Origin of the sequence: Streptomyces sp. NPDC056628 (assembly GCF_042792555.1) — a bacterium.
In the GTDB taxonomy this organism is placed as follows: Bacteria; Actinomycetota; Actinomycetes; order Streptomycetales; family Streptomycetaceae; genus Streptomyces.
Map to the genome: position 1 here is coordinate 1 of NZ_JBHTWG010000021.1, position 22,447 is coordinate 22,447.

The window sequence follows — 22,447 nt, forward strand, 5'->3', positions numbered from 1 at the left end:
TCCGCGTACTGGGCGTACGCGGACGACCCCGACAACGCGGCGAGGCGCCGTACCAGGCGTCGCGGACCAGACGGGACTTTCGAAACACGCCCTAGCCGGCGTCGAGCTGGTGGTCCGCCCAGACGTAGGTCGCGGGCAGCAACTCCCGGACGGGCACGGCCCGCAGGCCCTCCCCGGAGCCGACGACGACGTGGAGGGACGGGAAGTAGTCGAACAGGACCTGGCGGCAGCGCCCGCAGGGCGGGATGACACCGCGGTCGCGGTCGCCCACGGCGACGATCGTGTCCAGCTCGTAGGCGCCCTGCGCGGCGGCCGCGCCGATGACGACCAGTTCGGCGCACGGACCGCCCGTGAAATGGTAGGCGTTGACGCCCGTGACGATCCGGCCGTCCCGGGCGCGGGCGGCGGCCGCCACCGTGTGGTTGTCGCCCCGGCACGCGCTGCGGGCGACGCGGCCGGCGGCCTCGACCAGTTCGCGGTCGACGCGGGAGTCCTCGGCGGTCATGTCCTCTGCTTCCGTGCGGGGAGGCCCATTGTCACCCGTGGCCCGTGCGAACGGGGGACGGGGCGGCCGACGTGCCTCAGGCGGGGTAGGCGTGGGTCTGGGTCGCCTTGACGGTCGCCCACACCGTCGCGCCGGGCCGCAGGTCGAGTTCGGCGGCGGCGATCGTCGTCAGGTCGGCGGCCAGCGGGACTTCACCGGAGAGCGCCGCGCGGATCTGGTCGCCGTGCGTCTCCAGACCGGCCACCTCGCAGCGCCACAGGTTGCGGGCGCTGGAACCGGTGGGCCGCTCCCGGTGCAGGGTCACCGCGCCGGGCGGGAAGGCGACGAAGACCGGGCCGGTCAGCTCCTCCGTGGTCGTGACCACCGGCCCGCCGTCGACCCGGACCGTGTGCCCGTCCGCCTCGCCCCGGTAGAGGTTGAGGCCGACCAGCCGGGCGATGTAGTCGCTGCGCGGGTGCCGCGCGATGTCGGCCGGGCCGCCCTCCTGGACGACCCGTCCCTCCTCGACGACGACGAGATGGTCGGCCAGCACCATGGCGTCCAGCGGATCGTGGGTGACCAGGACGGCGACCGCCTCGAAGTCCGCCAGGTGGTGGCGCAGCCGCGCCCGCACGTCGAGCCGGGTGCGGGCGTCGAGCGCGGCGAGCGGCTCGTCGAGGAGGAGCAGCCGCGGACGGGTCGCCAGGGCGCGGGCGAGGGCGACCCGCTGGGCCTGCCCGCCGGACAGCCGGCGCGGTCGGCTCGCGGCGTGCTCGGCGAGCCCCATGCGTTCCAGCCAGGCGGCGGCCTGCGCGCGGGCGGCGGCCTTGGGGACCTGGTGGCAGCGCGGCCCGAACGCCACGTTGTCCAGCGCGGACAGATGCGGGAAGAGCAGATAGTCCTGGAAGACGACCCCGACGGGGCGGGCCTCGGGCGGCGTACGGGCGAGGTCGGCGCCGTCCAGCCGCAGATGGCCGGCGGACAGCGGGACCAGGCCGGCCAGCGCGCGCAGGGCGGTCGTCTTGCCGGCCCCGTTCGGGCCGAGGAGGGCGACCACGTCACCGGGCGCGGCGCGCAGCGCCACGTCGAGGCGGAAGGCGTCCCGCTCCACGACCAGATGGGCGTCCAGGCCCTCGTCGCGGTGTGCCGGCCCGCTGTCGTTCGCCGTCCCGGTCATGAGGTGGTCATCCAGCGGTCACGCAGTCCGGCGAGCACCGCGACCGACACGGCGAGCAGGACGAGGCTGAGGGCGATCGCCGCCTCCGGATCGTTCTGGAGGGCCAGGTACACGGCGAGCGGCATGGTCTGGGTCCGGCCGGGGAAGTTGCCGGCGAAGGTGATGGTCGCCCCGAACTCGCCGAGTGCCCGCGCCCAGGCGAGGACGGCGCCGGCCGCGACGCCGGGCGCGACCAGCGGCAGCGTGACCCGGCGGAACGCGGTGAACCGGGAGGCGCCCAGGGTGGCGGCGGCCTCCTCGTAGCGGGGGTCGGCGGCCCGCAGGGTGCCCTCCACACTGATGACGAGGAACGGCATCGCCACGAACGCCTCGGCCACCACCACCCCCGCCGTGGTGAACGGCAGCGTCACCCCGAACCAGTCGTCCAGCAGACGCCCCACCACCCCGTTGCGGCCGAGCGCCATCAGCAGCGCCACACCGCCGACCACGGGCGGCAGCACGAGCGGCAGGGTGACCAGGGCCCGCACCAGCCGCCGCCCGGGGAACTCGACCCGTGCCAGCAGCCAGGCCAGCGGCACGCCCACGACCAGGCTCACCGCGGTCGCCGCCGTCGCGCAGACCAGGGACAGCCGCAGCGCCTGCCACACCTCGGTGCTGGTCAGCAGCTCGGGCATGCTCCGCCAAGGGGCCCGTACGAGCAGCGCGGTCAGGGGCAGGACGAGGAACGCCACACCGATCAGCGCGGGCACGAGCAGGGGCAGCGGAGCCCCGCGGCTCATCCGGCGGCGCCGCCGGGCGGTGGCCCGGGGACCGGAGGTGTCCTCCTCCACGTCGGCCTCCTCCACTCCCGCGGGTGCGCTTCCTCGGTCACGAACGCGTACGCCGATCATACTGACGCAGATGCGAGGGGCCGGACTCCTGTCGCTTCGCATGAGCCGGTACCCAGGGCCGGCGTCCTGGCATGTGCGTTCGTACGGAACAGCCGCGGGGCTCAGGCGCGGTCGACATGGACATTCGTCGACTTCACCCGTGCGGTGGCCTCCACGCCCACTTCCAGACCCAGCTCCTCCACGGCCTCCCGGGTCAGGAGCGACACCAGCCGGTGCGGTCCGGCCTGGATCTCCACCTGGGCCGCCACGTCCCCCAGCTTGATCGCGGTGACGATCCCGGGGAAGGCGTTGCGCACCGAGGTGGAGGAGGGTGCCTCCTCACCCGTGCCGCCGCGGGCGAGCTCGACGGAGAAGGCGGCCAGGTCCTTGCCGTCGATGAGCCGCTTGCCGCTCCCGTCGCGATGGGTGGCCACCCTGCCCGCGTCCGCCCAGCGCCGGGCGGTGTCCGGGCTGACGCCCAGCAACCGCGCCGCCTGCCCGATCGTGTATGCCTGCATGGCGCCAAGATAGGTCAGCCACCGGGGTGTTCCACCGTCGGACCGGGCGGACGGGCACCGGCGGCCGCGGACGGCCGAGGCCCCCCGACCCGATCCCCGCCGTCGCGGCCGCCCTGGACCAGCACTCCGGTGACGTCGAGGCCGCCACCGCCGCCCTGGTCGGACGGGCCATCCCGGACGCCATGGCGCTGCTGGACCAGACCCGCAAGGGCGGCCGGTACGACGTCGTCGCCCACCTTTGGCTGCCCGACGCGCTGCGCAAGCCCTCGGCCCGCGGCGCCGACGAGATCTGGGAGGCCCGGCCCAAGTGGACCCGGCCCACGCTCCCGCCCCAGGCGCACCGCGCCTACGGCGAGGGACTGATGGTCGTCCGCGCCATGGGCACCGACGAGCCGCATGTGATCGGCGACTGGCGGGCGGTGTTCCCCGAGGGGCGCGCGGTGACCGAGGTGAAGTCAAGGACATCTACACCGTGGGGGAGGCCGTCCCGCCGCCCGAGTTGCCCGGTGATGGCACTCGGTGTCCTGTGTGAGCACGCCGTGGCCGGGGAACCTGGCAGGCTGCACGCGGTTCGGGACGCGTATCCGAGCTCTCGCTGGGAACCAGCAGCGGAGGAAGCAGCAAGAAACAAGTCACCGCGGCCGAACGGCGGACGGGGCCGGAGAAGGTGTGATGGCGACGGAATCGCAGGACGGCGGCAAGAAGCCGTCTACGGAACGGACACAGGAGTGGGGGGCCCGCTTCGACGGGGGGTTCGGCGATGTGACGCGTGCGCGTCTGGGCGCGGAGGAGTACCTGAAGAACCTCGCGCGGGCCTCGCCCCCGGCGACCCCGGAGTACCGGGACGACGTCCTGCTGGTGGTCAGCGAGCTGGTCTCGAACGCCATCCAGTACGCGCCGGGTCCGATAGAGCTGACCATGCGCAAGGCCTTCGACGGCGTCCACGTGACGCTCGGCGACACCAGCACCACGCCCCCCGCGCCGCGCCCCTTCCACCCCGGGACGGGCAAGGGCGGAGGCATCGGCTGGTATCTCATCCACACACTCTGCGACCAGGTCAGCGTGGTGGTGCGCGAGGACGGCAAGGACGTCCACGCTTTTCTGCCCTGGTGAGCCGGGCCGCGTGACCGTCCCGAAGGAGGGCCGCCCGGCAGCGGGACGGACGGTCACGTCAGCGGTGCCAGGACACTGACGGTCTTGCCTCCCTCACGGCGGCGGTCGATCCGGATGTCCCGGGCCAGGCGGATGATCAGCGGCCAGCCGTACCCGCTGCCCTCGTGCGTCTGCGGCAGCGTGCCCGGCCCGTAGGCGGCGAACGGCACGGTGTCGCTGTAGTCGTGCACGCGCAGCCGCAGCCCCTCCCGTTCCACGGCCACCTCGAACCCGGCGAGGCCGTCGCCGTGCTGGATCGCATTGGTCACCAGCTCCGACACCACCAGCATCAGATCCATGACGGCGCGCTCGTCCACGGGGGAGGTGCGCGCGTGCTCCTCGATGACCGACTTCACGAAGCTGCGTGCCGAGGCCGCGCTGTTGACCTCGGCCGGCCGGAAACGCACGTCCCCGGCCGGCCGGTGCTCCGCCGGCCTCACGATCGTTCGCCTGTGGTGCGCGCCCGGCCCCTGACCTGCTGGGCCCTCCGGGCGCGCACCCGGCGCTTCGCGGCTGTGGTCACGTCACCAGCCTTCGGACACGGGCGTCCCGTGCTCCTCGTCCCGTTCCCATACATGATCACCCCGCTACCCCGATGCCTGCGAAGCATGGGACAGAGCCGCGTAATAGGCACCGACGGCGGTCAGGTAGCGCGGATCACGGGTCTCGCGGTCCGTCTCGAACCGGGGAGCTTCCTTGGCCTCGGCGCGCGTGCACGCCACCGTGACGGTTCGCGCCCGCTCGTCCACGCCCGTGACCGTACCCGCGGGGATCACCACGCTCCGGCCGAACACCCAGGCGCCCGTGTCGACGATCAGATGGCGCTGGACGGTGTCGTCGGCCTGCCGGTCGACATGCCCGATGATCCCGTCGGTCGCCTCGACCCTGAAACCGGTGAGGTCGAGGCCCTCTCGGTGTCCGATGCCGGGCGGGTAGGACCAGATTCCGTCGGTGCCCACATCGCTCCCTTCCTTCGTGACCGTCAAGTCCGTTCCGGCGCGCCGACTACACGGCGGCCGCCTTGCCTCGCGCCGCGACGTCGACCGCCGACGCCGCGAGCAGGTGCCGTGCCGTCTCCAGGGCCTGCCCCACCTCACGGGCCCCGGTCGAGACGCACAGCGTGTACGCCAGGTCCTGGGCCCGCACATCGCCGCGGCCGGGGACCTCGCGGGAGGCCTTCTGCGCCATGAGCGCCTCGTACTCCTCGACGAGCCGGCGCAGCAGCGTCGGGTGGGGCGTCAGCATCCGTGTCCGCTCCTCGGATGAAGTCGTCGTACGGGGGAGGGGGAGGACCGGCCTCATCCGGCCCGGCCTCCGCCACGGCGCTGCGGGCGGGCGCCCTGGTCGAGCACCTCGGCCCGCACCTTCGCGCAGCACCGGCTGATCAGCCGGGAGACGTGCATCTGGGAGATCCCGAGCTGGTCGGCTATGCGGCTCTGCGTCATGTCCTCGAAGAACCGCATGTAGAGGATCGTCCGCTCGCGCTCCGGCAGCCGCCGCAGCCCCTCCTTCGCCGCCTCCCGGTCGATGACCACGTCGTACGCCTCCTCGCAGCCGCCGATTGTGTCGGCGAGGCTGAAGCCGTCCTCGCTCGCGGACATCTCGGCGTCCAGGGAGAGTGTGCTGTAGCTCTCCAGGGCCTCCAGGCCGGCGTTGACCTCGTCCTCGGTGAGCCCGGTGTGGGCGGCGATGTCCGCGACGGAGGCGGTGCCCCCGGAGCCGGCCTCGGTCAGCTCGCGGCGCGCGATCCGGACCTTGTTGCGCAGCTCCTGGACGCGGCGCGGCACCCGCAGCGCCCACATGCGGTCGCGGAAGTGCCGCTTGATCTCACCGGTGATGGTGGGGACGGCGTAGCTCTCGAAGGCGCCGCGGCCGGGCTCGTACCGGTCGATCGCCTTGACCAGGCCGAGCGCGGCGACCTGGCGCAGGTCCTCCAGCGACTCCCCGCGGTTGCGGAAGCGGCCGGCGATGCGGTGGGCCATGGGCAGCCAGGCCCGGGTCAGTTCGTCGCGGAGCGCGTTGCGCTCGGGCCCGTCCGGCAGCTCGGCCAGACGGACGAAGTTGCTCGCCGTGTCGGGGGCGTCGTCGTGGACGCGTCCGCCGGACACACGGGTGCGGGCAGGGAGGTCGGAACCATGTGCGGACGTTTCAACCAGCATAGAGACAGCTCCTGAACGGCGTTCTCAGGGATGTGCGTGTGGAAACGGTGCACGGGGCACGCGGGCCCCGGAGCGGCTCACGTCGTTCGCACCGGCGCGCCTCTGGTCCGAAGCACGAAATCCCGCATGCCCCGGCTCTTGTGGTGCAAACAACGCACACGCATAAGAAGAGGAGGGAATTCCGCCCGCCCGGACCGGTGGGGTCCGGGCGGGCGGGGCGGGCTTATGGTGGACGCGTCCGGACGGGGCTTCCCGCGGGAAGTGACTCTGTTCGGAAGTTCCTCGAAGTTCTTCGACTTCTTCGGGATTGACCCGGGGGATCGGGGGCATGCGGGGGTACGACAACAGGTTCCGGCATCGGGAGGGCGGCATGGCAGCCGTGACGGTGGCGCAGGCAACGGCCACGGCACAGGAGACGGACGCGACGGAGGCGGCGCTGCCGCTGATCGAGGACCCGTCGCGGGTGAAGCCCCAGGACGCACGCGAGCTGTCGCGGCAGTTCTTCGACCGACTGGTCATGCTGGAAGAGGGCACGCACGAATACCAGTACGTACGCAACACCCTGATCGAGATGAACCTGTCCCTCGTGCGGTACGCGGCCTCGCGCTTCCGTGCCCGCGGGGACTCGCTGGAGGACATCGTCCAGGTCGGCACGATCGGACTGATCAAGGCGATCGACCGGTTCGAGATCTCTCGCGAGGTCGAGTTCACGACGTTCGCCGTGCCGTACATCGTCGGTGAGATCAAGCGTTTCTTCCGTGACACCAGCTGGGCGGTCCATGTGCCGCGCCGTCTTCAGGAAGCGCGTGTGGAGCTGGCCAAGGCCACCGAGGAGCTCAGCTCCCGGCTCGGCCGGACGCCGACCACGCGTGAGCTCTCCGAGCTGATGTCGCTGTCGGAGGAAGAGGTCATCGAGGCCCGCAAGGCCTCCAACTGCTACCAGTCGGCATCGCTGGACGCCGCCATCTCCGGTGACGCGGAGAGCGGCGAGTCGGTGCTGGCGGACCTCCTCGGCGAGGAGGACCCGTCGCTGGAGCTGGTGGAGGACTTCCATTCGCTCGCTCCGCTCATCGCAGGACTGGACGAGCGCGAGCGCAGGATCATCCACCTGCGGTTCGTGGAGGAGCTGACCCAGTCGCAGATCGCCGAGCAGATCGGCGTCTCGCAGATGCACGTCTCGCGCCTCATCAGCCGCATCATCAAGCGGCTGCGTGTCGGACTCCTCGAGCCCGGGGTCGCCTGACCACGGGTCGAGGGACGTCATAAGAAGCACCGCGGGTGGGCCGTGGCCGTGAGGCCGGCGGCCCACCCGTATGTGCGGGGTCAGGCACCGCCCGGGTGGGGGTAGGACCCCAGCAGGGGGATCACCGCCGTGACGCGTTTGCCGCCGGCCGGCAGGTCCGCCACTTCCACCTCGCAGGCCAGCCGGCACACGATCGGCCAGCCGCGGCCTCCGCAGCGATGCCGGCCGCGGCGGTCGACGGTGTCCAGCGTCACCGGCCGCCGCCTCTCCCGGTCGCACACGGAGAGATGGAGGTTCTGGCCGACTATCTCGACGTCGAAGTCGGTGACCCCGCCGCCGTGCAGCATCGCGTTGGTCGTCAGCTCCGAGGCGACGAGCAGCGCGTCCGACAGCGTGTCGGGTGTGTACGGGATCCCCTGGCCGGACGGCCACCCGGCGAGGGCGCGCCGTACGACTCCGCGCGCCTCGGCGGGGCTGCGCGGCCCCTGGTGCGCGCAGCCGCCGGCCGGGCCGGCGGGGGCACCGGCTCCTTGTTCCTGACTCATCCTGTCGCTCCCTGACCGGAGGCGGAAGGCGGAGCAGCCGCGCGGCGTCCGTGCCGGACGGGGCGGTCCGATCCCCTTCCTCCTCCACGATCTGTGACGTTCCCTCCCCTTTCGCGTGACCAGACGACCGCGGGTCAAACCGGCTCGCCGCCGTCCTGTATGCGGGGGCCATCCATCTGGGTGACCTGCTCCGGAGCGTCTCGGATCCGCTCGGTGTACCGGGCACATTCGGGGGTAGACGGCCGTGCGGAACGCGTCGACGTCAGGTCCGACCGTGCGCCACGGTCGGATCGCGGACGCCGCACCTCGGAACCGCCGACGACCGGGCCGGGGACGGTTCCGACGTCCCGCGCTCCGCGATGCATCGAATCGGCCGGTCGGGGCACCCGTTCCGATCGCCAAAGCCTGTGGGAGGTATTTGTGTCCGTTGCCCATAATCCCTTGTCGATCAAGGTGGAAGTGCCCAGAGAGGACGCCGTGCTGCTGACGGTGGAGGGCGACCTGGACATGGATACGGCCACCGAGTTGCAGCACCATCTGGCCAACCAGCTCCACCACGGCCGCCGCCACTTCCTGCTCGACATCGCCGGGGTGCCCTTCATGGACTCGTCCGGCATGAACATCGTGCTGCGGGCCTACCAGGAGGTGCGCGAGATCCCCGGTGGCGTGTATGTGATCTCCCCGACTCCCGCGGTCCGGCGGATCATGGATCTCACCGGGGTCAGCATCACCGTCCCTGTCGTGGAGAGCGTGGAGGAGGCGTTGGCCGTGGCGGACTCCGGCGGCTCGGGGGTCCCGAAGCCCTCGGCCGAGGACTGAGCACGGCCTCTCATCGGGACGGCCCGGCCGGGCGTCCCCGCACCCGCAGGCACAACAGTTGCCGTTTGACAACTATGGCCATGAGGCAACAGAGTGAGCGAGTCATAGCGCGGGAGGGGTGTGGGACGTGCCGTTCAGCAACGACGGTCCGCGCCGCTGTCCGGCGGCGCGGACCCCGTCCTGCCCACGCCCCCTGACCGGACGGGGCCGGGCGTCAGGCGCTGCGGGCGTCGGACGCCTCGTCGCTGTCATGGATCTCGGCGGACGCCGCCAGGCAGAAGGCCTCCAGGCCCTCCAGCAGCGCGTTCCGCTTGGCGACGGGCATCTGCTCCAGGACGGACTGCAGGGCGGCCTCGCGCCGTGCCCGCAGCTCCGCCAGGAAGGCGCGCCCGCGCCGGCTCAGATGCAGCCGCAGCTCCCTGCGGCTGGCGGTGCTGGTCTCGCGCTCGACGAAGCCCACCGCCTGCAGCCGGTCGCACAGCCGGCTCGTCGACGGCGGGGTGGAGCCGAGCGCCTCCGCGAGCATACGCAGGTTGATGCCGTCGCTGTGCTCCAGAATGAACAGCACCCGGATCTGGGAGGCCGACACCGGAGCCGTCGAAGCGCGGCCCCACAGGACCTCCAGCAACTCGGCGGCCTCGGAGGTCATGTGTGCCACCTCGTCCGGCTGCGGACGCGCGTAGGAGGAAGTCACGACCCCACTCTTTCAGGCTTGGCGGATGCTGTCAGCCCGGTGCTTCGGGCAATACGTGCAGAACGATAGATACAGACAAGAGGGACCGGCGGCGGTCCCCACGGTGACGTGGGGGCCCGGTGCCGTCACCATGACGAGGATGGCCGATCCGACATCGTGAACAGATTCGTGGCAGTCGAGCGGGCGCTGCGCACCGCGGCCCCGCACCGGCTCGTGGACGCGGTCCGCGACGTGCTGTGCGCCGAGTACGGTGCGACGTCCGTCGAGCTGTACCTGGCCGACTACGCCCTCGTCACGCTCCAGGCCGTCCGCACGGCCGAAGGCCGCGGCGACTCCGTCCCGGCCCGCGGCAACAGCGCCGGACGCTGCTTCGGCTCGCAGGAGCCGTTCGTCGAGGAGCTCACCGGCGACGAGGTGCACCTGCACCTTCCGGTGACCGTGCGCGGCGACCGGCTCGGCGTTCTCACCCTCACGCTGCCCTCCGCCGACCACGCCGCGAAGGCCCTGGACGAGCTCACCGACATCGCAGAGGTGCTCGGGCACGAGATCGTCGTCGCCGACCGGGACACCGACCTGTATCTGCGGGCCCGGCGCGCCGACCGGCTCACCCTCGCTGCCGAGATGCAATGGCAGCTCCTCCCCGGACGGTCCTGCGGTGGGCCCCAGTACGCGCTGGGTGCCCAGCTGGAGCCGGCCTACGCCATCTACGGCGACAACTTCGACTGGTCCGCCGACGCCGACCGGCTGATGCTCTACGTCACCAACGGCATGGGCGAGGGCATCGAGGCGTCCCTGCTGACCAACCTCGGCATCAACGCCCTGCGCAACGCACGGCGGGCCGGCCTCTCCATCGAGGACCAGGCCGCCCTCGCCGACCAGGCCCTCTTCGCCCAGTACCGGGGTGAGGCGTACCTCTCCGTGCTGCTGGTCGAACTCGAACTGCGCACCGGACGGCTGCGGGTCGTCGACGCCGGGTCCCCGCGGATGATGCGGCTGCGCGGCCGCACCGTCACCCCCGTCGACCTGGAGGCCCAGCTGCCGCTCGGCATGTTCGAGGAGACGGACTACGTCGCCCACGAGGTCGACCTCGTCCCCGGTGACCGGCTCGTCTTCGCCAGCGACGGCGTGTACGCCGTCGCGGCCCCCGGTGGGGAGGAGTACGGCGAGCGCGCCCTGGCCCGCGCCATCGTGTCCACCAGCCTGCTGCCCGCCGCCGAGGTGCCACGGGCCGTCCTGCGGGAGATGGCCGGCCACCGCGGCACGCCCGACCCCACCGACGACGCCCTCGTGGTGTGCCTCGACTGGTTCGGGCCGCTCGAGGCGCCCTGACCGGGCGGACCGGCTTCCCCGTAGGGTCGGGGCAGCGATCAACGAACTAGGAGGAAAACTTCGTGCCGGAACAGCACACGGCAGAGGACAGGACGGATCCCAAGCAGGAGGTGGGTGCCTTCCTGCGGTCGCGGCGGGAGCAGATCGCCCAGCGCTGGGCCGACGCCGCGGTGTTCCGCACCGTGTTCACCGTCTCCCGTGACGAGGCGGTGGAGGCCGGCCGCGCGGTCGTGGAGGCCCTGGCCGCGGTGGCCACGTCCGGACGCGTCGAGGACCTGGAGGCCGACGGCTTCGCCGTGGTCCGGGAGCAGCTCGCGCGCACCTCGCAGGCGCGCGCGCGGGCCGGCGCCAGCATGGGGCAGATCTCGGCGGAGATGGAGGCGCTGCGCCCGCCCGTCACCGACCTCCTGCTCGACGAGCTCTCCGGCGCGCCCGCCGACCACGTCCGCGAGTGCACCACCGTCCTCGCGGTGCTGATGGGCACCCTCCGGCTGGTCATGCTGGAGACGGCGACCGTCGCGGGTCAGGACCTCATCAACCGGCAGCGGCTGGAGATGCTGGAGATCGCCACGCCCGTCATCAAGCTGTGGGAGGGCATCGTCGCCGTCCCGCTCATCGGCACGCTCGACAGCGCGCGCAGCCAGGTCGTCATGGAGACCCTGCTGGACGCCATCGTCGAGCAGCACGCGCGCATCGCGATCCTGGACATCACCGGCGTGCCCACCGTGGACTCGCTGGTGGCCCAGCACCTGATGAAGACCGTCGCGGCGGCCCGCCTGATGGGGGCCGAGTGCATCGTCTCCGGCATCCGGCCGGCCATCGCGCAGACCATCGTCCACCTCGGGATCGACCTGAGCTCGATCCTGACCCGCGCCAGCCTCGCGGACGCCCTGGCCCACGCCCTCCAGCAGCAGGGGGCGCACATCGTGCTGTCCGGCGGCCCCGCCCCGGAGCCACGGTGACCGGCCCCGCCGCCCCACCACCCGACGGATTCGTGCCCGTCCTGCGGCTCGGCGGGGTCCTTCTGGTCACGCTCCAGGGGGACCTTTACGACACCGCGGCCGAAAGGCTCCGGCAGGACATCGGCCGGACCGTGTCCGACAGCGCGGTCACCGGCGTCGTCATCGACCTCTCGGGCGTCGAGATCGTCGACTCCTTCATGGGCCGCGTGCTCAGCGACATCGCGGCGATGACCCGGCTGCTGGCCGCGCAGACCGTCGTCTCCGGGATGCGCCCGGCCGTCGCCATCACCCTGGTGGAACTCGGGCTCACCCTGCCGGGGCTGCGCACCGCCCTGAACACCGAGGAGGCCATGAACCTGCTCGGAGCCGGGGTGGCGGAGCTGCCCCGTCCCGCCGGCGCCCGCCGGGAGCGGCCGTGACCCACAGCACCGGAAGTGTCTCCGCCCGTCTGCCCCTGACCTCGGATCTGGACCTGGTCCGGGCGCGGCAGCATGTGCGGCAGCTGACCGCCGCGCTCGGGTTCAGCCTGGTCGAGCAGACCAAGCTGGTCACCGCGGCCAGCGAGCTGGCACGCAACGCCCTCGTCCACGGCGGCGGCGGCCGGATGGAGTGCGCGGAGGTCACCAACGGCGACGTACGGGGACTGCGCCTCGTGTTCAGCGACCAGGGCCCCGGCATCGCGGACCTCGACCAGGCACTCTCCGACGGGTACACCTCCGGCGAGGGACTGGGCATGGGGCTGGGCGGCGCCCGGCGCCTGGTCCACGAGTTCTCCATCGACAGCACCCGCGGCTACGGCACCACCGTGACGGTGACGTCGTGGGTGGCCGCGCCGCCCCGGCCACGCGAAGGCTCGTGATGCCGCGCGTCTGGGAGGTGCCGGTGCACGACTCGACCCGGGTCCGCGACGTCCGCGTCGCGGCCCGGGACGCGGCTGGGCGCGCCCGGCTGCCCGAGGACCGGCTTGCGGCCGCGGAACTCGTGGCCACCGAACTGGCGACCAACCTCCTCAAGCACGCGGGCGGCGGACGCGTCCTGCTCGACCTCGTCGGCCCGCCCGCGCCGGCCTACGGCGACGACGACCTCCGGCTGGTGCAGATCGTGGCCGTCGACCACGGCCCCGGCATCGCCGACATGGAGACGGCCCTGCGGGACGGCTTCTCGACGAGGGACTCCCTCGGCGCCGGCCTCGGCACCTGCCGGCGCACCTCCGACGGTTTCGGCCTGCACAGCGTGCCCGGCCGGGGGACCGTCGCCATGGCCAGGATCGGTCACCGCTCCGCCCGGCCGGGTAGCGGTCCCTACCCACCGCCGGTCCCGGTGCGGGTCGGCGGCGTCAACGTCCCGCTGGCCGGCGGCGAGTTCTCCGGCGACGCGTGGACCTGTGTGCGCACCGCCGACCGCGTCACGCTGATGCTCGCCGACGGGCTCGGTCACGGCCCTCAGGCCGCCCGTGCCTCCTCGGCGGCGGTGCACGCCCTGCACGAGGCGGCCCACCTCCCGCCGGCCGAGCTGCTGCGGCGGCTGCACGCCGCGCTGCGCGACACCCGGGGCGCGGCCGTCGCCGTGGCCCAACTCGACGTCACCGCTGGGCAGTTGTATTTTGCCGGGGTGGGAAATGCGGGAGCCCGGCTGCGTCGCGGCGACGACTGGCACGGACTGATCTCGCGTCCCGGCATAGTCGGCGCCCACCTCCCCGGGCATCTGCACCAGCACCAGGAGCCGTGGACGCCCGACAGCCTCCTCGTCCTGCACTCCGACGGCCTGCCGAGCCGCTGGAACCCCGGCCCCACCACCGGTGGGATGCCCCTGCTCGACCCCGCCGTCATCGCCGCCTCGATCCTGCGGGACGCCAGCAGCTCCGCCCGGCCGGTGCGCGACGACACCGCCGTCGCCGTACTCAGTCCCAGCCTCCCGGACCGCTCCTCATGATCCGAACCTGGTCCGTCCGCACCGTCACCGAGGCCGCGCGAGCCCGTATCGCCGCGGCGCGGCTGGCGGCCAGGTGCGGGGTGAGCACGGTCGAACGCGTCCGGCTGGTCTCGGCGTTCACCGCGCACCTGCGGCAGTGCCTCACCAAGGGCGGCACCTGGCGGGTCGGCGTGACGGCGACCCCGATGCCCGGTGGCGGCGAGTTCGTCATCGAGGTGGAGCCCGAGGGGCGCCGCCCGCAGGACCGCCGCCGGCCCTGGCGCATGGCGATCTCCAGCGCCGAGGAGGTGGACCTCCCCGGCGGCGACCACGACGCCGACGACCCGGCCACCCTGGCCGAGGCCCTGTTCGGCTCGGACGAGGACGCCGCCCTGCTGCTCGAACGGCTCGACGAGCAGGAGGCGCTCGTCGCCTTCCACCGGGAGGAACTGCACCAGACCAACCAGGGCGTCCTCGCCCTGCACGCCGAACTCGACGCCGCCAACCAGGCGCAGCGCCGCCTCTTCGACGCCGAGCAGAAGGCCCGCAGGGAGGCCGAGGCGGCCCGCGGCCGGCTGACCTTCCTCGCCGACGCCAGCGCCGCCCTGACGGCGTCCCTGAACCACGAGGCCATCGTGGGGCTGCTGCCCGCCCTGCTGGTCCCGCGCTACGCCCGCGCGGTCGACATCTGGCTGTTCGACGGCTCGGAGACCGCCCGCGAGTGCGCCCCCCACCCCGCGGCCGCGGTCGTCGCCGCCCGCCGGGAGCGCCCCCAGTACGCCGCGGACCACCCGGGTGGCCTGCCCGGCGTGGACGACCAGCCGCCCTCCGCGCTCGACCCGGACCGGCCCCTGCTCTGCATCCCCCTGCTGACCCGCCGGTCCCCGCAGGGCGTCCTCACCCTGACCGCCCCCGACGAGGGCTGGGACGCCGACGACGCCGTCATGCTCATCGAGCTGACCCGCCGCGCCAGCATCGCCCTGGAGAACGCCCGGCGGTTCGAGCACAACCGGGACATCGCCGAGACCCTCCAGCGCGCCCTGCTCACCGACCTGCCCACGACACCCGGCCTGAGCCTGGCGGCCCGCTACCTGCCCGCCACCCGCGGCCTGAACATCGGCGGCGACTGGTACGACGCCTTCTTCCAGCCCGACGGCAGCCTCATCACCGTCGTCGGGGACGTCACCGGACACGGGCTGCACGCCGCGGTGATGATGAGTCAGCTGCGCACCGCCCTGCGCGCCTACGCTGTCGACGGCAGCAGCCCCGGCCAACTCCTCACCCGCCTGCACGAGTTCCTGCACCGCCTGCGCATGGACCTGTACGCCACCGCCGTCATCGCCCGCTTCCACCCGCACGACGACACCTTCACCTGGGCCGCCGCCGGCCACCCGCCGCCGGTGCTGCGCGCCCCCGACGGCGAGGTGCTGACCCTGGACGCCAAACCGGGCGCGATGCTCGGCATCCCCCTGCAGCAGCGCATCGCCGACCACACGGCGCCGCTGCCGCCCGGCTCGACGCTCGCGCTCTACACCGACGGACTGGTGGAGCGCCGCGCCCAGGGCATAGACCCCGGCATCCGGCGGCTCACCGAGGCACTGGCCACGTTCCGCGCGGACGAACTCGGCCAGGACCTCGAAGGGTCCGCCGACCGGCTGCTGCCCCCGCTGCTGAACGACTCCGAACACGACGACGACGTCTGCCTGCTGCTGTGCCACGTGCACGGTGACGAACAGCCGGCCTGACCCTCCGCGCGCCGGTCGCCGCTACGCCGTGTCGAAGCCGCCGTGGTCCAGCGAGCGCAGCATCCCTTCGAGCCGCACCCGTTGAGGGGCCGCCACGCCGTCGAACGCGGCCGCCAGACGCACCGACAGCACCCGGGTGAGCTCCGCCAGGAACCGGTCGCCCTGGGCGGTGGTCTCCAGCCGCACCTCACGTCGGTTGTCCGGCTGCACACAGCGCCGCAGCAGCCCGGCGGCCTCCAGCCGGTCGCACAACCGGCTGGCGGTGGGCAGGCCGACGCGCAGATACCCGGCCAGCGCGGTCACGTTCAGCTCGGGCCGGCAACGCACGGCTCTCAGCGCCCGGACCTGACGTGGCGACAGCCGCGGCTTCACGTCCGCGACCGCCGAGAACCACAACGACACCAGTCCCTCCACGGCCTCGACGGTCTCGCGTCCGACCGCGCCGGAGGGGGGCGGGGAATCCTGTTCGCGGGGCATGGTCCGTCATCCTGCTGGACTTCATCAGTGCAAAGGGGCGTACCCGAAGCGGGGGAGAGTACACGGCTGTGCACAGGACGAACACGTTTCGTGGCGCGGACCCGCCCTACGGCTCGATGAGGCCGACGCGGATGGCGTAGCGCGTCAGCTCCAGACGGTCCCGCAGTCCCAGCTTCTGCAGCAGGTTGGCCCGGTGCCGCTCCACGGTCTTGACGCTGATCACCAGGAGCCGGGCGATCTCCTTCGAGGAGTGCCCCTCGGCGACGAGCTTGAGGATCTCCTCCTCACGCTCCGTGATCGGGCGGGCCGGCAGCCGGTCACCGGAACGGATGCGGTCCAGATACGTGCGGATCAGCGCGGACTCGGCACCCGGATAGATGAACGGCTCGTCCCGCAGTGCCGCGCGGCACGCCTCCACCAGGTCCCGGTCGGCGACGGACTTCGGGACGTATCCGGAGGCGCCCGCCTTCAGCGCTTCGAAGAAGTACTGCTCGTTGTCGTACATCGTCAGCATCAGCGTGCGCAGGCCGGGCTGGACGCGGGACAGCTCGCGCGCCGCCTGCAGCCCGGTCTGCCGGGGCATGGCGATGTCGAGGATGGCCAGGTCGACGTCCTCGCCCAGGTCCCGGGCCCGCTCGACGGCCTCCGCGCCGTCGGCGGCCTCGGCCACCACGGTCAGGTCGGGCTCGGCGTCGAGGATCAGCCGCACTCCACGACGCACCAGGGCGTGGTCGTCGGCGAGCAGGATGCGGGCGGGTGCGGTCATCGTGCGTTCTCCTGGGGGCGGGGGACGGACGGACTGCCGTCGACGCGCAGGCGGATCTCGGTCCCGCCGCGCGGGCCGGGGCCGACGGTGAGCTCGGCGCCGACGAGCAGGGCGCGCTCCCGCATGCCGCTGAGGCCGGCGCCCTCCGGGGCCGATCCGATCCCGCGGCCGTCGTCGCGGACCAGCAGGGTCACCCGGCCGTCGGCCTCGGGCCGCAGATGCACCTCGACCCGGGTGGCACGGGCATGCCGCGCGGTGTTGGTGAGCCCCTCCTGCGCGACGCGGTACAGGACGAGCTCGGTCGCCGGGTCCAGGGCGGGCACACCGGGCGCGATGTGCGTCGTGGCGCTCAGCAGCGAGGTGGTGAACTCGTTCGCCAGGGCCCGCAGGGCGCTGTGCAGCCCCAGCTCCTCCAGGACGCCGGGCCGCAGCCGGCGGGCGATGCGGCGGATCTCCTCCAGGCCCGCGCGGGTGGTCTCCTGCGCCTGGCGCAGATCGGCGCGGACCGTCTCGGGCGCCCGGTCGGCCGCGTGCTTGAGCTGGAGCAGGACCGCGGTGAGGGTCTGGCCCACCTCGTCGTGGAGCTCCTGCGCGAGGCGGTGCCGCTCGGCCTCCTGCGCGGACAGCACCCGGCCGGTGCTGGTGGCCCGCTCCGCCTCCAGACGGACGAGCATCGCGTTGAACGTCTTGGTCAGCTCGGCCATCTCACCGGGCCCGGTGACGTTCGTACGGCTGCCGGGGCGCAGCAGGTCGGCGGTGGCCATGGCCCGGGTCAGCCGGGCCAGCGGGGCGAGCCCGAAGCGCAGCAGGACGGCGTTGGCGACCAGCATCACGGCGAGTCCCGTCAGCAGGACCAGCGCCTCCCCGAACAGCACCGGGGTGGACACGGTGACCGGCCCCAGGAGCAGTAGCACCGCGGCGAGCAGCACCGCCGCGTTGAGAAGGAAGATCCGCCAGTACAACGTCATGATCGCCGCCCTTCCCGCCGATGCCCACCTCCACTGTCTCCCGTGGCCGCCGGACGACCCCCTCAGGGGCCCGGCCCGTGCGGGGGCCCACTGCCCCGCACGCATTCTCACCGCCGCCGCCACCCTCCGTCCATCCGTGCTGACACCCATATGCCCAGCTCGCGGGCACCTGGCACGATGAGCACCGCACGGCGGGCCACCGGGCCGAGGAGCCGTGCCGGCAGCACAGTCGCGAACAACCATGGAGGGGAGGGGTTGTGCCTGCTCCGCGGATGAGCACCACGCCCTTGCCGGGGATCGGTGTCCAGTACGACCTCACCACACGGGAGCACCGCCATCTGTCGGTGATCGCCCACCGGGACGGCACCCGGACGGTGAACGTCTACCGGGCCGACGACCCCGACGCGTGCGCCCAGTCGCTGCACCTGACCGAACCGGAGACCACCTCGCTGATCGACGCGCTGGCCCCCTCCCACCACAGCCCGAACCTGCTGTCCACGACCGACCTGGGACTGGTGGCCGAACGCATCGAGCTGTCCACCACCTCGTACTGGAACGGGCGCGTCCTCGGCGACACGAGGATGCGCACCGAGACCGGGGCCTCCCTCGTCGCCGTCCTGCGGCGCGCCCAGGCGATCCCCTCGCCGACGCCGGACTTCCGGCTGGCCGGGGGAGACATCCTGATCGTCATCGGCACCCGCGAGGGCGTGGAGGCGGCCGCCGCGATACTCGGACGGGAGTGATCGATGCACTCCTCCGCCATCTTCCTGATCGAGTTCGGTGCGATCATCCTCGGCCTGGGACTGCTCGGCCGGCTGGCCGGACGCCTGCAGTTCTCGCCGATCCCCCTCTACCTGCTGGCCGGTCTCGCCTTCGGCGAGGGCGGGCTGCTCCCGCTCGGCACCAGTGAGGAGTTCGTGGCGATCGGCGCCGAGATCGGCGTCATCCTGCTGCTGCTCATGCTCGGCCTGGAGTACACGGCCACCGACCTCGTCTCCAACCTCAAGACGCAGTACCCGGCGGGTCTCGTCGACGCCACCCTGAACGCCCTGCCCGGCGCCGCCATGGCGCTGCTGCTGGGCTGGGGCCCGGTCGCCGCCGTCGTCCTGGCCGGCGTCACCTGGATCTCGTCGTCGGGCGTCATCGCGAAGGTTCTCGGCGACCTGGGCCGGCTCGGCAACCGCGAGACCCCGGTCATCCTCAGCATCCTCGTCCTCGAAGACCTGTCCATGGCCGTCTACCTGCCGATCCTCACCGCCCTGCTGGCCGGTGCCGGGATCGCGGCGGGCAGCCTGACGCTCGCCATCGCGCTCGGCGTGGCCGGGCTCGTCCTCGTCCTGGCCGTGCGCTACGGACGGCACATCTCGCGCTTCGTCTCCAGCGACGACCCCGAGAAGCTGCTCCTGGTGGTGCTCGGCCTGACGCTGCTGGTCGCCGGGATCGCCCAGCAGCTCCAGGTCTCCGCGGCCGTCGGCGCCTTCCTCGTCGGCATCGCCCTGTCCGGTGAGGTCGCCGAGGGCGCGCACAACCTGCTCGCGCCGCTGCGGGACCTGTTCGCCGCGGTGTTCTTCGTCTTCTTCGGACTGCACACCGACCCGGCGAGCATCCCGCCCGTGCTGCTGCCGGCCCTCGCGCTGGCCGTCGTCACGACCGCCACGAAGATCGCCACGGGCCACTGGGCCGCGAAGCGCGCCGGAGTGGGCCCCAAGGGCCGCTGGCGGGCCGGTGGCACGCTGGTCGCCCGCGGCGAGTTCTCCATCGTCATCGCCGGACTCGCCGTCACCGCCGGCATCGAGCCCTCGCTCGGCCCGCTGGCCACGGCCTACGTCCTCATCCTGGTCGTCGTGGGTCCGCTGACCGCCCGTTACACCGAGCCGGCCGCGGGCTGGTTCGCCCGCCGGCGGGGCGGCTCCACGCCGCCTCCCGCGGAGGAACGGCTCCCCGAGGAGTCCGCGCAGGCGGTCCAGAGCGGTCCGGCCGGATCGGCGTGAGCCCTCCGCGGCGACGGCCGCCGGTGCGCGACCGATGAACGGCCCGGGCGGCGGCTCCGGTGGGTCACCCCCGCCGGGTCCGCCGCCCGGGCCGTGTGTGCGAGGGGTTCGTGCAGGTCCCGCGTCCCGCGCTTGTGGGTGTCGCGCCCCGGGAAACATGGGTGCGGGGACCGATGGCGGGGGCGCGACCGCGCGGGTTCGACTGTCGGTACCCCCCTCGATCGGAACGGCTCCAGGCGCGGCGACGCGCTCCGGGAAGGAGGAGCCATGCCCTCGTCCGACGACGACCGCCTGGTCGCGCTGGAGACCCGACTCCTGCGGGACGACCCCCGCTTCGTCCGGCGGTTCCGCGCGGGCCGCCCCGCCCGCCCCCAGGAGTACCGCCGCACCCGCGCCTGGTGGCTGCTGGCGGCCGGCCTCACCACCCTCGGCACCGGCATCGCCGTGGCCGACGGGCTGGTCATCGCGGCCGGACTGGTGCTCGCCGGTGTCGCCGTGGAGCGCTGCGACCCCCAGCGCACCCGCACCGGGCAGCGCCGCGGGCGTGCGCCCCGCTGATCCGCGGGACATGGCCGGGGAGGGCCCGGCGACTGGCCGGAACGGCTGTTTCCCCGGCGCCCCGCCGGTGCCACCCTACGAGCGACCCCGGAATCGGCCGCGGAGGCCGTACAGGGACCAGTGAGACAATCACGGTTCAGTGTCATGCGCCGTGGCGACCGGGACGATCTCCTCTCGCCGGGCGGCGGGGGTGGACCGGAAGGAAGCACCGCAGTGATCGAATGGGTGTCCCTCGGCAAGGGCGCGAAGCCCGTTCCGCGGCCCGTGCCGACCCGTCTGGTGTGGGCCGGGGCGTTCGGCGGGGCACTGGTCCTCGTGGCACTCGTCAACGCCGTCGTCGGCCCGGACCGGCCCTTCCTGGCGCTGACCGCGCTGTCGCTGCTGGCCGCGTTCCTGGGGCTGGGCGCCCGCTTCAGCGCGGCCCCCGGGACGGCCGTCCTGTGCTGGCTGTTCCTCAACGCCTTCGGCGTGCCGCCCGAGGGCACGCTGACCTGGACCGGGTCCCGTGACACGTTCTGGCTCGCGTGCCTGCTCACCGCCGCGCTCGTGGGCACGGTCCTGGCCCGGGTGCGGCACGCGCGCGCCGCGTACCGGCGGCTGGTCACGCCCTCGGGCGGCGCCCCCGAGGGCGCGGGCGACGCCTGACACCGGCGACGCGAACGGCCCGGCGTGGACATCGCGCCGGGCCGTGCCGTGTCGACGGTACGTCAGTCGACGGTGCCGGAGTCCTTGATGAGGATCTTCTTGGCCGTCGCGCCCGAGCGGCTGCCCAGGGCCTCGACCGCCTGGACGACGTCCTCGCCCTCGACGACCTCGCCGAAGACGACGTGCTTGCCGTCCAGCCACGGCGTGGCGACCGTGGTGACGAAGAACTGCGAACCGTTGGAGTTCGGTCCGGCGTTCGCCATGCTCAGCAGGAACGGACGGTCGTGCTTCAGCTGGAAGTTCTCGTCGGCGAACTTCTCGCCGTAGATGCTCTTGCCGCCGGTGCCGTTGCCGTTGGTGAAGTCGCCGCCCTGCAGCATGAACTCGGGGATGACCCGGTGGAAGGGCGCGCCCTTGTAGCCGTAGCCGTTCTGGCCGGTCGCCAGCTCACGGAAGTTGCGCGCGGTCTTCGGCACGACGTCGTCGAAGAGCCGGAAGACGATGCGGCCGAGGTCCTCGCCGTCGGCCGAGATCTGGAAAAACACGTTCTCGCTCATGGTTCTGATTCTCCACTCCCGGCTCAGTCAGGTCGAACACGGCCCCCCGGGCGTGGCGAGGGGGCGGTGGTCTAGAGTGCGGCCCGCACCCGCGCACAGGTCCCCGCCGCTCAGGTCAGGGCGCCCTTCTCACAGACCTGCCGGGCGACCTCGCGGAGCTTGATGTTGTTCTCCTGCGAGAAGCGGCGCAGGACGTCGAAGGCGCCCGCCTCGTCGAGCCCGTGACGGCCCATGAGGATGCCCATGGCCTCGCCGATCACATGGCGGGTGGCGACGGCGTCCTCCATCTGGGCGTGGGTGCGGGCGCTGGAGAAGGCGATCGCGGCGTGGGAGGCGAGCAGCCACCCGGCGAGCTCGCTCGCCTCGGTGAAGGCGCCCGGCTTGCGGGAGTAGAGATCGAGAGCGCCGAGATCCTCGTCCTCGGTGTAGAGGAGGAAGCCCATCATGCTGCCGATCCCGAGCTCCTGGGCCCGGGGCGCGTAGCGGGGCCAGCGCCCCGCGTCCGCGGTGAAATCGGGGATGCGGTAGACCCGTTCGCCCGTGCGGGAGCGCGCGGCGTCGAAGCAGGGCCCCTCCCGCAGCTCCCCCTGGATCCGGTCGCTGACCACGACGAGGTCGTCGGTGGCGGCCAGCGTCTGCACCGCGTCGCCTCGCAGCACCAGGATCCCCGCGGCGTCGCAGCCCTCCACCAGCTCGGTGGCGGAGCGTGTGATCCGTCCCAGGGTCGCGTCGACCGACTCCTGCGCCAGGAGATCGCGTGCCATCGACGCCATCTGCTGCGCGAACCAAGCCCAGTCCATCGCGTCCTCCACCTCTAGGGGTCCCGGCTGTGCCGGTCTCCCAGCATTTCACGCGTCGGGGCCGCGCACGCGTACGGC

The 22,447-nt window shown here is 72.9% G+C and carries 28 protein-coding genes; 13 read left to right on the plus strand and 15 right to left on the minus strand.

The window, feature by feature from the left end:
* Positions 1-91: 91 nt before the first annotated feature.
* The 4 genes from ACFRAC_RS23455 to ACFRAC_RS23470 all read right to left on the minus strand — a co-directional run bounded on the left by ACFRAC_RS23455 (position 92) and on the right by ACFRAC_RS23470 (position 3,048).
* Entirely contained in the window at positions 92-505 is a 414-nt protein-coding gene (locus ACFRAC_RS23455) for a cytidine deaminase (protein WP_382926864.1), read from the minus strand.
* A 76-nt stretch (positions 506-581) separates the two neighbouring features.
* On the minus strand, positions 582-1,661 hold the full coding sequence (locus ACFRAC_RS23460) for an ABC transporter ATP-binding protein (protein ID WP_382926867.1): 1,080 nt from the start codon (positions 1,659-1,661) through the stop codon (positions 582-584).
* Positions 1,658-2,440 carry a molybdate ABC transporter permease subunit gene (modB, locus tag ACFRAC_RS23465; RefSeq protein ID WP_382927193.1) on the minus strand — a complete coding sequence of 261 codons (783 nt, stop codon included), beginning with the start codon at positions 2,438-2,440 and terminating at the stop codon, positions 1,658-1,660. Before modB ends, ACFRAC_RS23460 begins: the two co-directional genes overlap by 4 nt.
* Before the next feature lie 212 nt (positions 2,441-2,652).
* Positions 2,653-3,048 (minus strand): molybdopterin-binding protein, encoded by a 396-nt coding sequence (locus tag ACFRAC_RS23470; RefSeq protein WP_382926870.1) that lies wholly within the window; start codon positions 3,046-3,048, stop codon positions 2,653-2,655.
* Between the two features lie 672 nt (positions 3,049-3,720).
* On the opposite strand from ACFRAC_RS23470, the gene ACFRAC_RS23475 reads away from it, so the two are divergent.
* Positions 3,721-4,161, plus strand: coding sequence for an ATP-binding protein (locus ACFRAC_RS23475; RefSeq protein ID WP_382926872.1), 441 nt, complete (start codon positions 3,721-3,723; stop codon positions 4,159-4,161).
* A 53-nt stretch (positions 4,162-4,214) separates the two neighbouring features.
* On the opposite strand, the gene ACFRAC_RS23480 is transcribed toward ACFRAC_RS23475, so the two are convergent.
* From ACFRAC_RS23480 to ACFRAC_RS23495, 4 genes are all read right to left on the minus strand, one after another.
* A complete protein-coding gene (locus tag ACFRAC_RS23480) occupies positions 4,215-4,640 on the minus strand; it encodes an ATP-binding protein (protein ID WP_382926875.1) in 426 nt (141 codons plus the stop codon).
* Between the two features lie 147 nt (positions 4,641-4,787).
* Positions 4,788-5,159 carry a PRC-barrel domain containing protein gene (locus tag ACFRAC_RS23485; RefSeq protein WP_382926877.1) on the minus strand — a complete coding sequence of 124 codons (372 nt, stop codon included), beginning with the start codon at positions 5,157-5,159 and terminating at the stop codon, positions 4,788-4,790.
* A 46-nt stretch (positions 5,160-5,205) separates the two neighbouring features.
* The gene (locus ACFRAC_RS23490; RefSeq protein ID WP_382926880.1) at positions 5,206-5,445 is read right to left on the minus strand and encodes a DUF5133 domain-containing protein; all 240 of its coding nucleotides are present in this window, start codon (positions 5,443-5,445) and stop codon (positions 5,206-5,208) included.
* Positions 5,446-5,498: 53 nt separating this feature from the next.
* Positions 5,499-6,359, minus strand: coding sequence for a SigB/SigF/SigG family RNA polymerase sigma factor (locus ACFRAC_RS23495; RefSeq protein WP_382926882.1), 861 nt, complete (start codon positions 6,357-6,359; stop codon positions 5,499-5,501).
* Positions 6,360-6,729: 370 nt separating this feature from the next.
* On the opposite strand from ACFRAC_RS23495, the gene ACFRAC_RS23500 reads away from it, so the two are divergent.
* A complete protein-coding gene (locus ACFRAC_RS23500; RefSeq protein WP_382926884.1) occupies positions 6,730-7,602 on the plus strand; it encodes an RNA polymerase sigma factor SigF in 873 nt (290 codons plus the stop codon).
* Positions 7,603-7,682: 80 nt separating this feature from the next.
* Here ACFRAC_RS23500 and ACFRAC_RS23505 read toward each other — a convergent pair whose 3' ends face one another.
* The gene (locus tag ACFRAC_RS23505; RefSeq protein WP_382926887.1) at positions 7,683-8,147 is read right to left on the minus strand and encodes an ATP-binding protein; all 465 of its coding nucleotides are present in this window, start codon (positions 8,145-8,147) and stop codon (positions 7,683-7,685) included.
* A 420-nt stretch (positions 8,148-8,567) separates the two neighbouring features.
* Between ACFRAC_RS23505 and ACFRAC_RS23510 the strand changes: the two genes are divergently transcribed.
* Entirely contained in the window at positions 8,568-8,966 is a 399-nt protein-coding gene (locus ACFRAC_RS23510; RefSeq protein ID WP_382926890.1) for an STAS domain-containing protein, read from the plus strand.
* 214 nt (positions 8,967-9,180) lie between these two features.
* On the opposite strand, the gene ACFRAC_RS23515 is transcribed toward ACFRAC_RS23510, so the two are convergent.
* Positions 9,181-9,615 (minus strand): MarR family transcriptional regulator, encoded by a 435-nt coding sequence (locus tag ACFRAC_RS23515; protein WP_382927197.1) that lies wholly within the window; start codon positions 9,613-9,615, stop codon positions 9,181-9,183.
* Between the two features lie 201 nt (positions 9,616-9,816).
* On the opposite strand from ACFRAC_RS23515, the gene ACFRAC_RS23520 reads away from it, so the two are divergent.
* The 6 genes from ACFRAC_RS23520 (at position 9,817) to ACFRAC_RS23545 (ending at position 15,607) form a co-directional block, all read left to right on the plus strand.
* Complete coding sequence (locus tag ACFRAC_RS23520; protein ID WP_382926893.1) at positions 9,817-10,989, plus strand: PP2C family protein-serine/threonine phosphatase; 1,173 nt, start codon at positions 9,817-9,819, stop codon at positions 10,987-10,989.
* 62 nt (positions 10,990-11,051) lie between these two features.
* Complete coding sequence (locus ACFRAC_RS23525) at positions 11,052-11,951, plus strand: STAS domain-containing protein (protein WP_382926895.1); 900 nt, start codon at positions 11,052-11,054, stop codon at positions 11,949-11,951.
* Positions 11,948-12,370, plus strand: coding sequence for an STAS domain-containing protein (locus ACFRAC_RS23530; RefSeq protein WP_382926898.1), 423 nt, complete (start codon positions 11,948-11,950; stop codon positions 12,368-12,370). The genes ACFRAC_RS23525 and ACFRAC_RS23530 overlap by 4 nt, the downstream gene beginning before the upstream one ends.
* Positions 12,367-12,810 carry an anti-sigma regulatory factor gene (locus tag ACFRAC_RS23535; protein WP_382926901.1) on the plus strand — a complete coding sequence of 148 codons (444 nt, stop codon included), beginning with the start codon at positions 12,367-12,369 and terminating at the stop codon, positions 12,808-12,810. Before ACFRAC_RS23530 ends, ACFRAC_RS23535 begins: the two co-directional genes overlap by 4 nt.
* A complete protein-coding gene (locus ACFRAC_RS23540) occupies positions 12,810-13,883 on the plus strand; it encodes a SpoIIE family protein phosphatase (RefSeq protein ID WP_382926903.1) in 1,074 nt (357 codons plus the stop codon). The genes ACFRAC_RS23535 and ACFRAC_RS23540 overlap by 1 nt, the downstream gene beginning before the upstream one ends.
* The gene (locus tag ACFRAC_RS23545; protein ID WP_382926905.1) at positions 13,880-15,607 is read left to right on the plus strand and encodes a PP2C family protein-serine/threonine phosphatase; all 1,728 of its coding nucleotides are present in this window, start codon (positions 13,880-13,882) and stop codon (positions 15,605-15,607) included. Before ACFRAC_RS23540 ends, ACFRAC_RS23545 begins: the two co-directional genes overlap by 4 nt.
* Positions 15,608-15,628: 21 nt before the next feature.
* Here the strand turns inward: ACFRAC_RS23545 and ACFRAC_RS23550 are convergent, their stop codons facing one another.
* From ACFRAC_RS23550 to ACFRAC_RS23560, 3 genes are all read right to left on the minus strand, one after another.
* Positions 15,629-16,084, minus strand: a complete 456-nt coding sequence (locus ACFRAC_RS23550) for a MarR family winged helix-turn-helix transcriptional regulator (protein WP_382926908.1) — start codon at positions 16,082-16,084, stop codon at positions 15,629-15,631.
* Between the two features lie 106 nt (positions 16,085-16,190).
* Positions 16,191-16,850: a response regulator gene (locus tag ACFRAC_RS23555; RefSeq protein WP_382926911.1), complete on the minus strand. Its 660-nt coding sequence runs from the start codon at positions 16,848-16,850 to the stop codon at positions 16,191-16,193.
* On the minus strand, positions 16,847-17,818 hold the full coding sequence (locus ACFRAC_RS23560) for a HAMP domain-containing sensor histidine kinase (RefSeq protein WP_382926913.1): 972 nt from the start codon (positions 17,816-17,818) through the stop codon (positions 16,847-16,849). Before ACFRAC_RS23560 ends, ACFRAC_RS23555 begins: the two co-directional genes overlap by 4 nt.
* A 272-nt stretch (positions 17,819-18,090) precedes the next feature.
* Here ACFRAC_RS23560 and ACFRAC_RS23565 point away from each other — a divergent pair, with 272 nt between their 5' ends.
* The 4 genes from ACFRAC_RS23565 to ACFRAC_RS23580 all read left to right on the plus strand — a co-directional run bounded on the left by ACFRAC_RS23565 (position 18,091) and on the right by ACFRAC_RS23580 (position 21,012).
* Positions 18,091-18,561 carry a cation:proton antiporter regulatory subunit gene (locus ACFRAC_RS23565; RefSeq protein WP_382926917.1) on the plus strand — a complete coding sequence of 157 codons (471 nt, stop codon included), beginning with the start codon at positions 18,091-18,093 and terminating at the stop codon, positions 18,559-18,561.
* 3 nt (positions 18,562-18,564) lie between these two features.
* Positions 18,565-19,809, plus strand: a complete 1,245-nt coding sequence (locus ACFRAC_RS23570; RefSeq protein WP_382926920.1) for a cation:proton antiporter — start codon at positions 18,565-18,567, stop codon at positions 19,807-19,809.
* Positions 19,810-20,076: 267 nt separating this feature from the next.
* Entirely contained in the window at positions 20,077-20,367 is a 291-nt protein-coding gene (locus ACFRAC_RS23575) for a DUF3040 domain-containing protein (RefSeq protein ID WP_382926923.1), read from the plus strand.
* 213 nt (positions 20,368-20,580) lie between these two features.
* Complete coding sequence (locus ACFRAC_RS23580; protein ID WP_382926925.1) at positions 20,581-21,012, plus strand: hypothetical protein; 432 nt, start codon at positions 20,581-20,583, stop codon at positions 21,010-21,012.
* A 62-nt stretch (positions 21,013-21,074) separates the two neighbouring features.
* Here ACFRAC_RS23580 and ACFRAC_RS23585 read toward each other — a convergent pair whose 3' ends face one another.
* Together ACFRAC_RS23585 and ACFRAC_RS23590 are read right to left on the minus strand one after the other, a co-directional pair.
* Positions 21,075-21,569 (minus strand): peptidylprolyl isomerase, encoded by a 495-nt coding sequence (locus tag ACFRAC_RS23585; RefSeq protein ID WP_382926927.1) that lies wholly within the window; start codon positions 21,567-21,569, stop codon positions 21,075-21,077.
* 110 nt (positions 21,570-21,679) lie between these two features.
* Positions 21,680-22,369 (minus strand): GAF and ANTAR domain-containing protein, encoded by a 690-nt coding sequence (locus ACFRAC_RS23590; RefSeq protein ID WP_382926929.1) that lies wholly within the window; start codon positions 22,367-22,369, stop codon positions 21,680-21,682.
* Between the last annotated feature and the right edge of the window lie 78 nt (positions 22,370-22,447).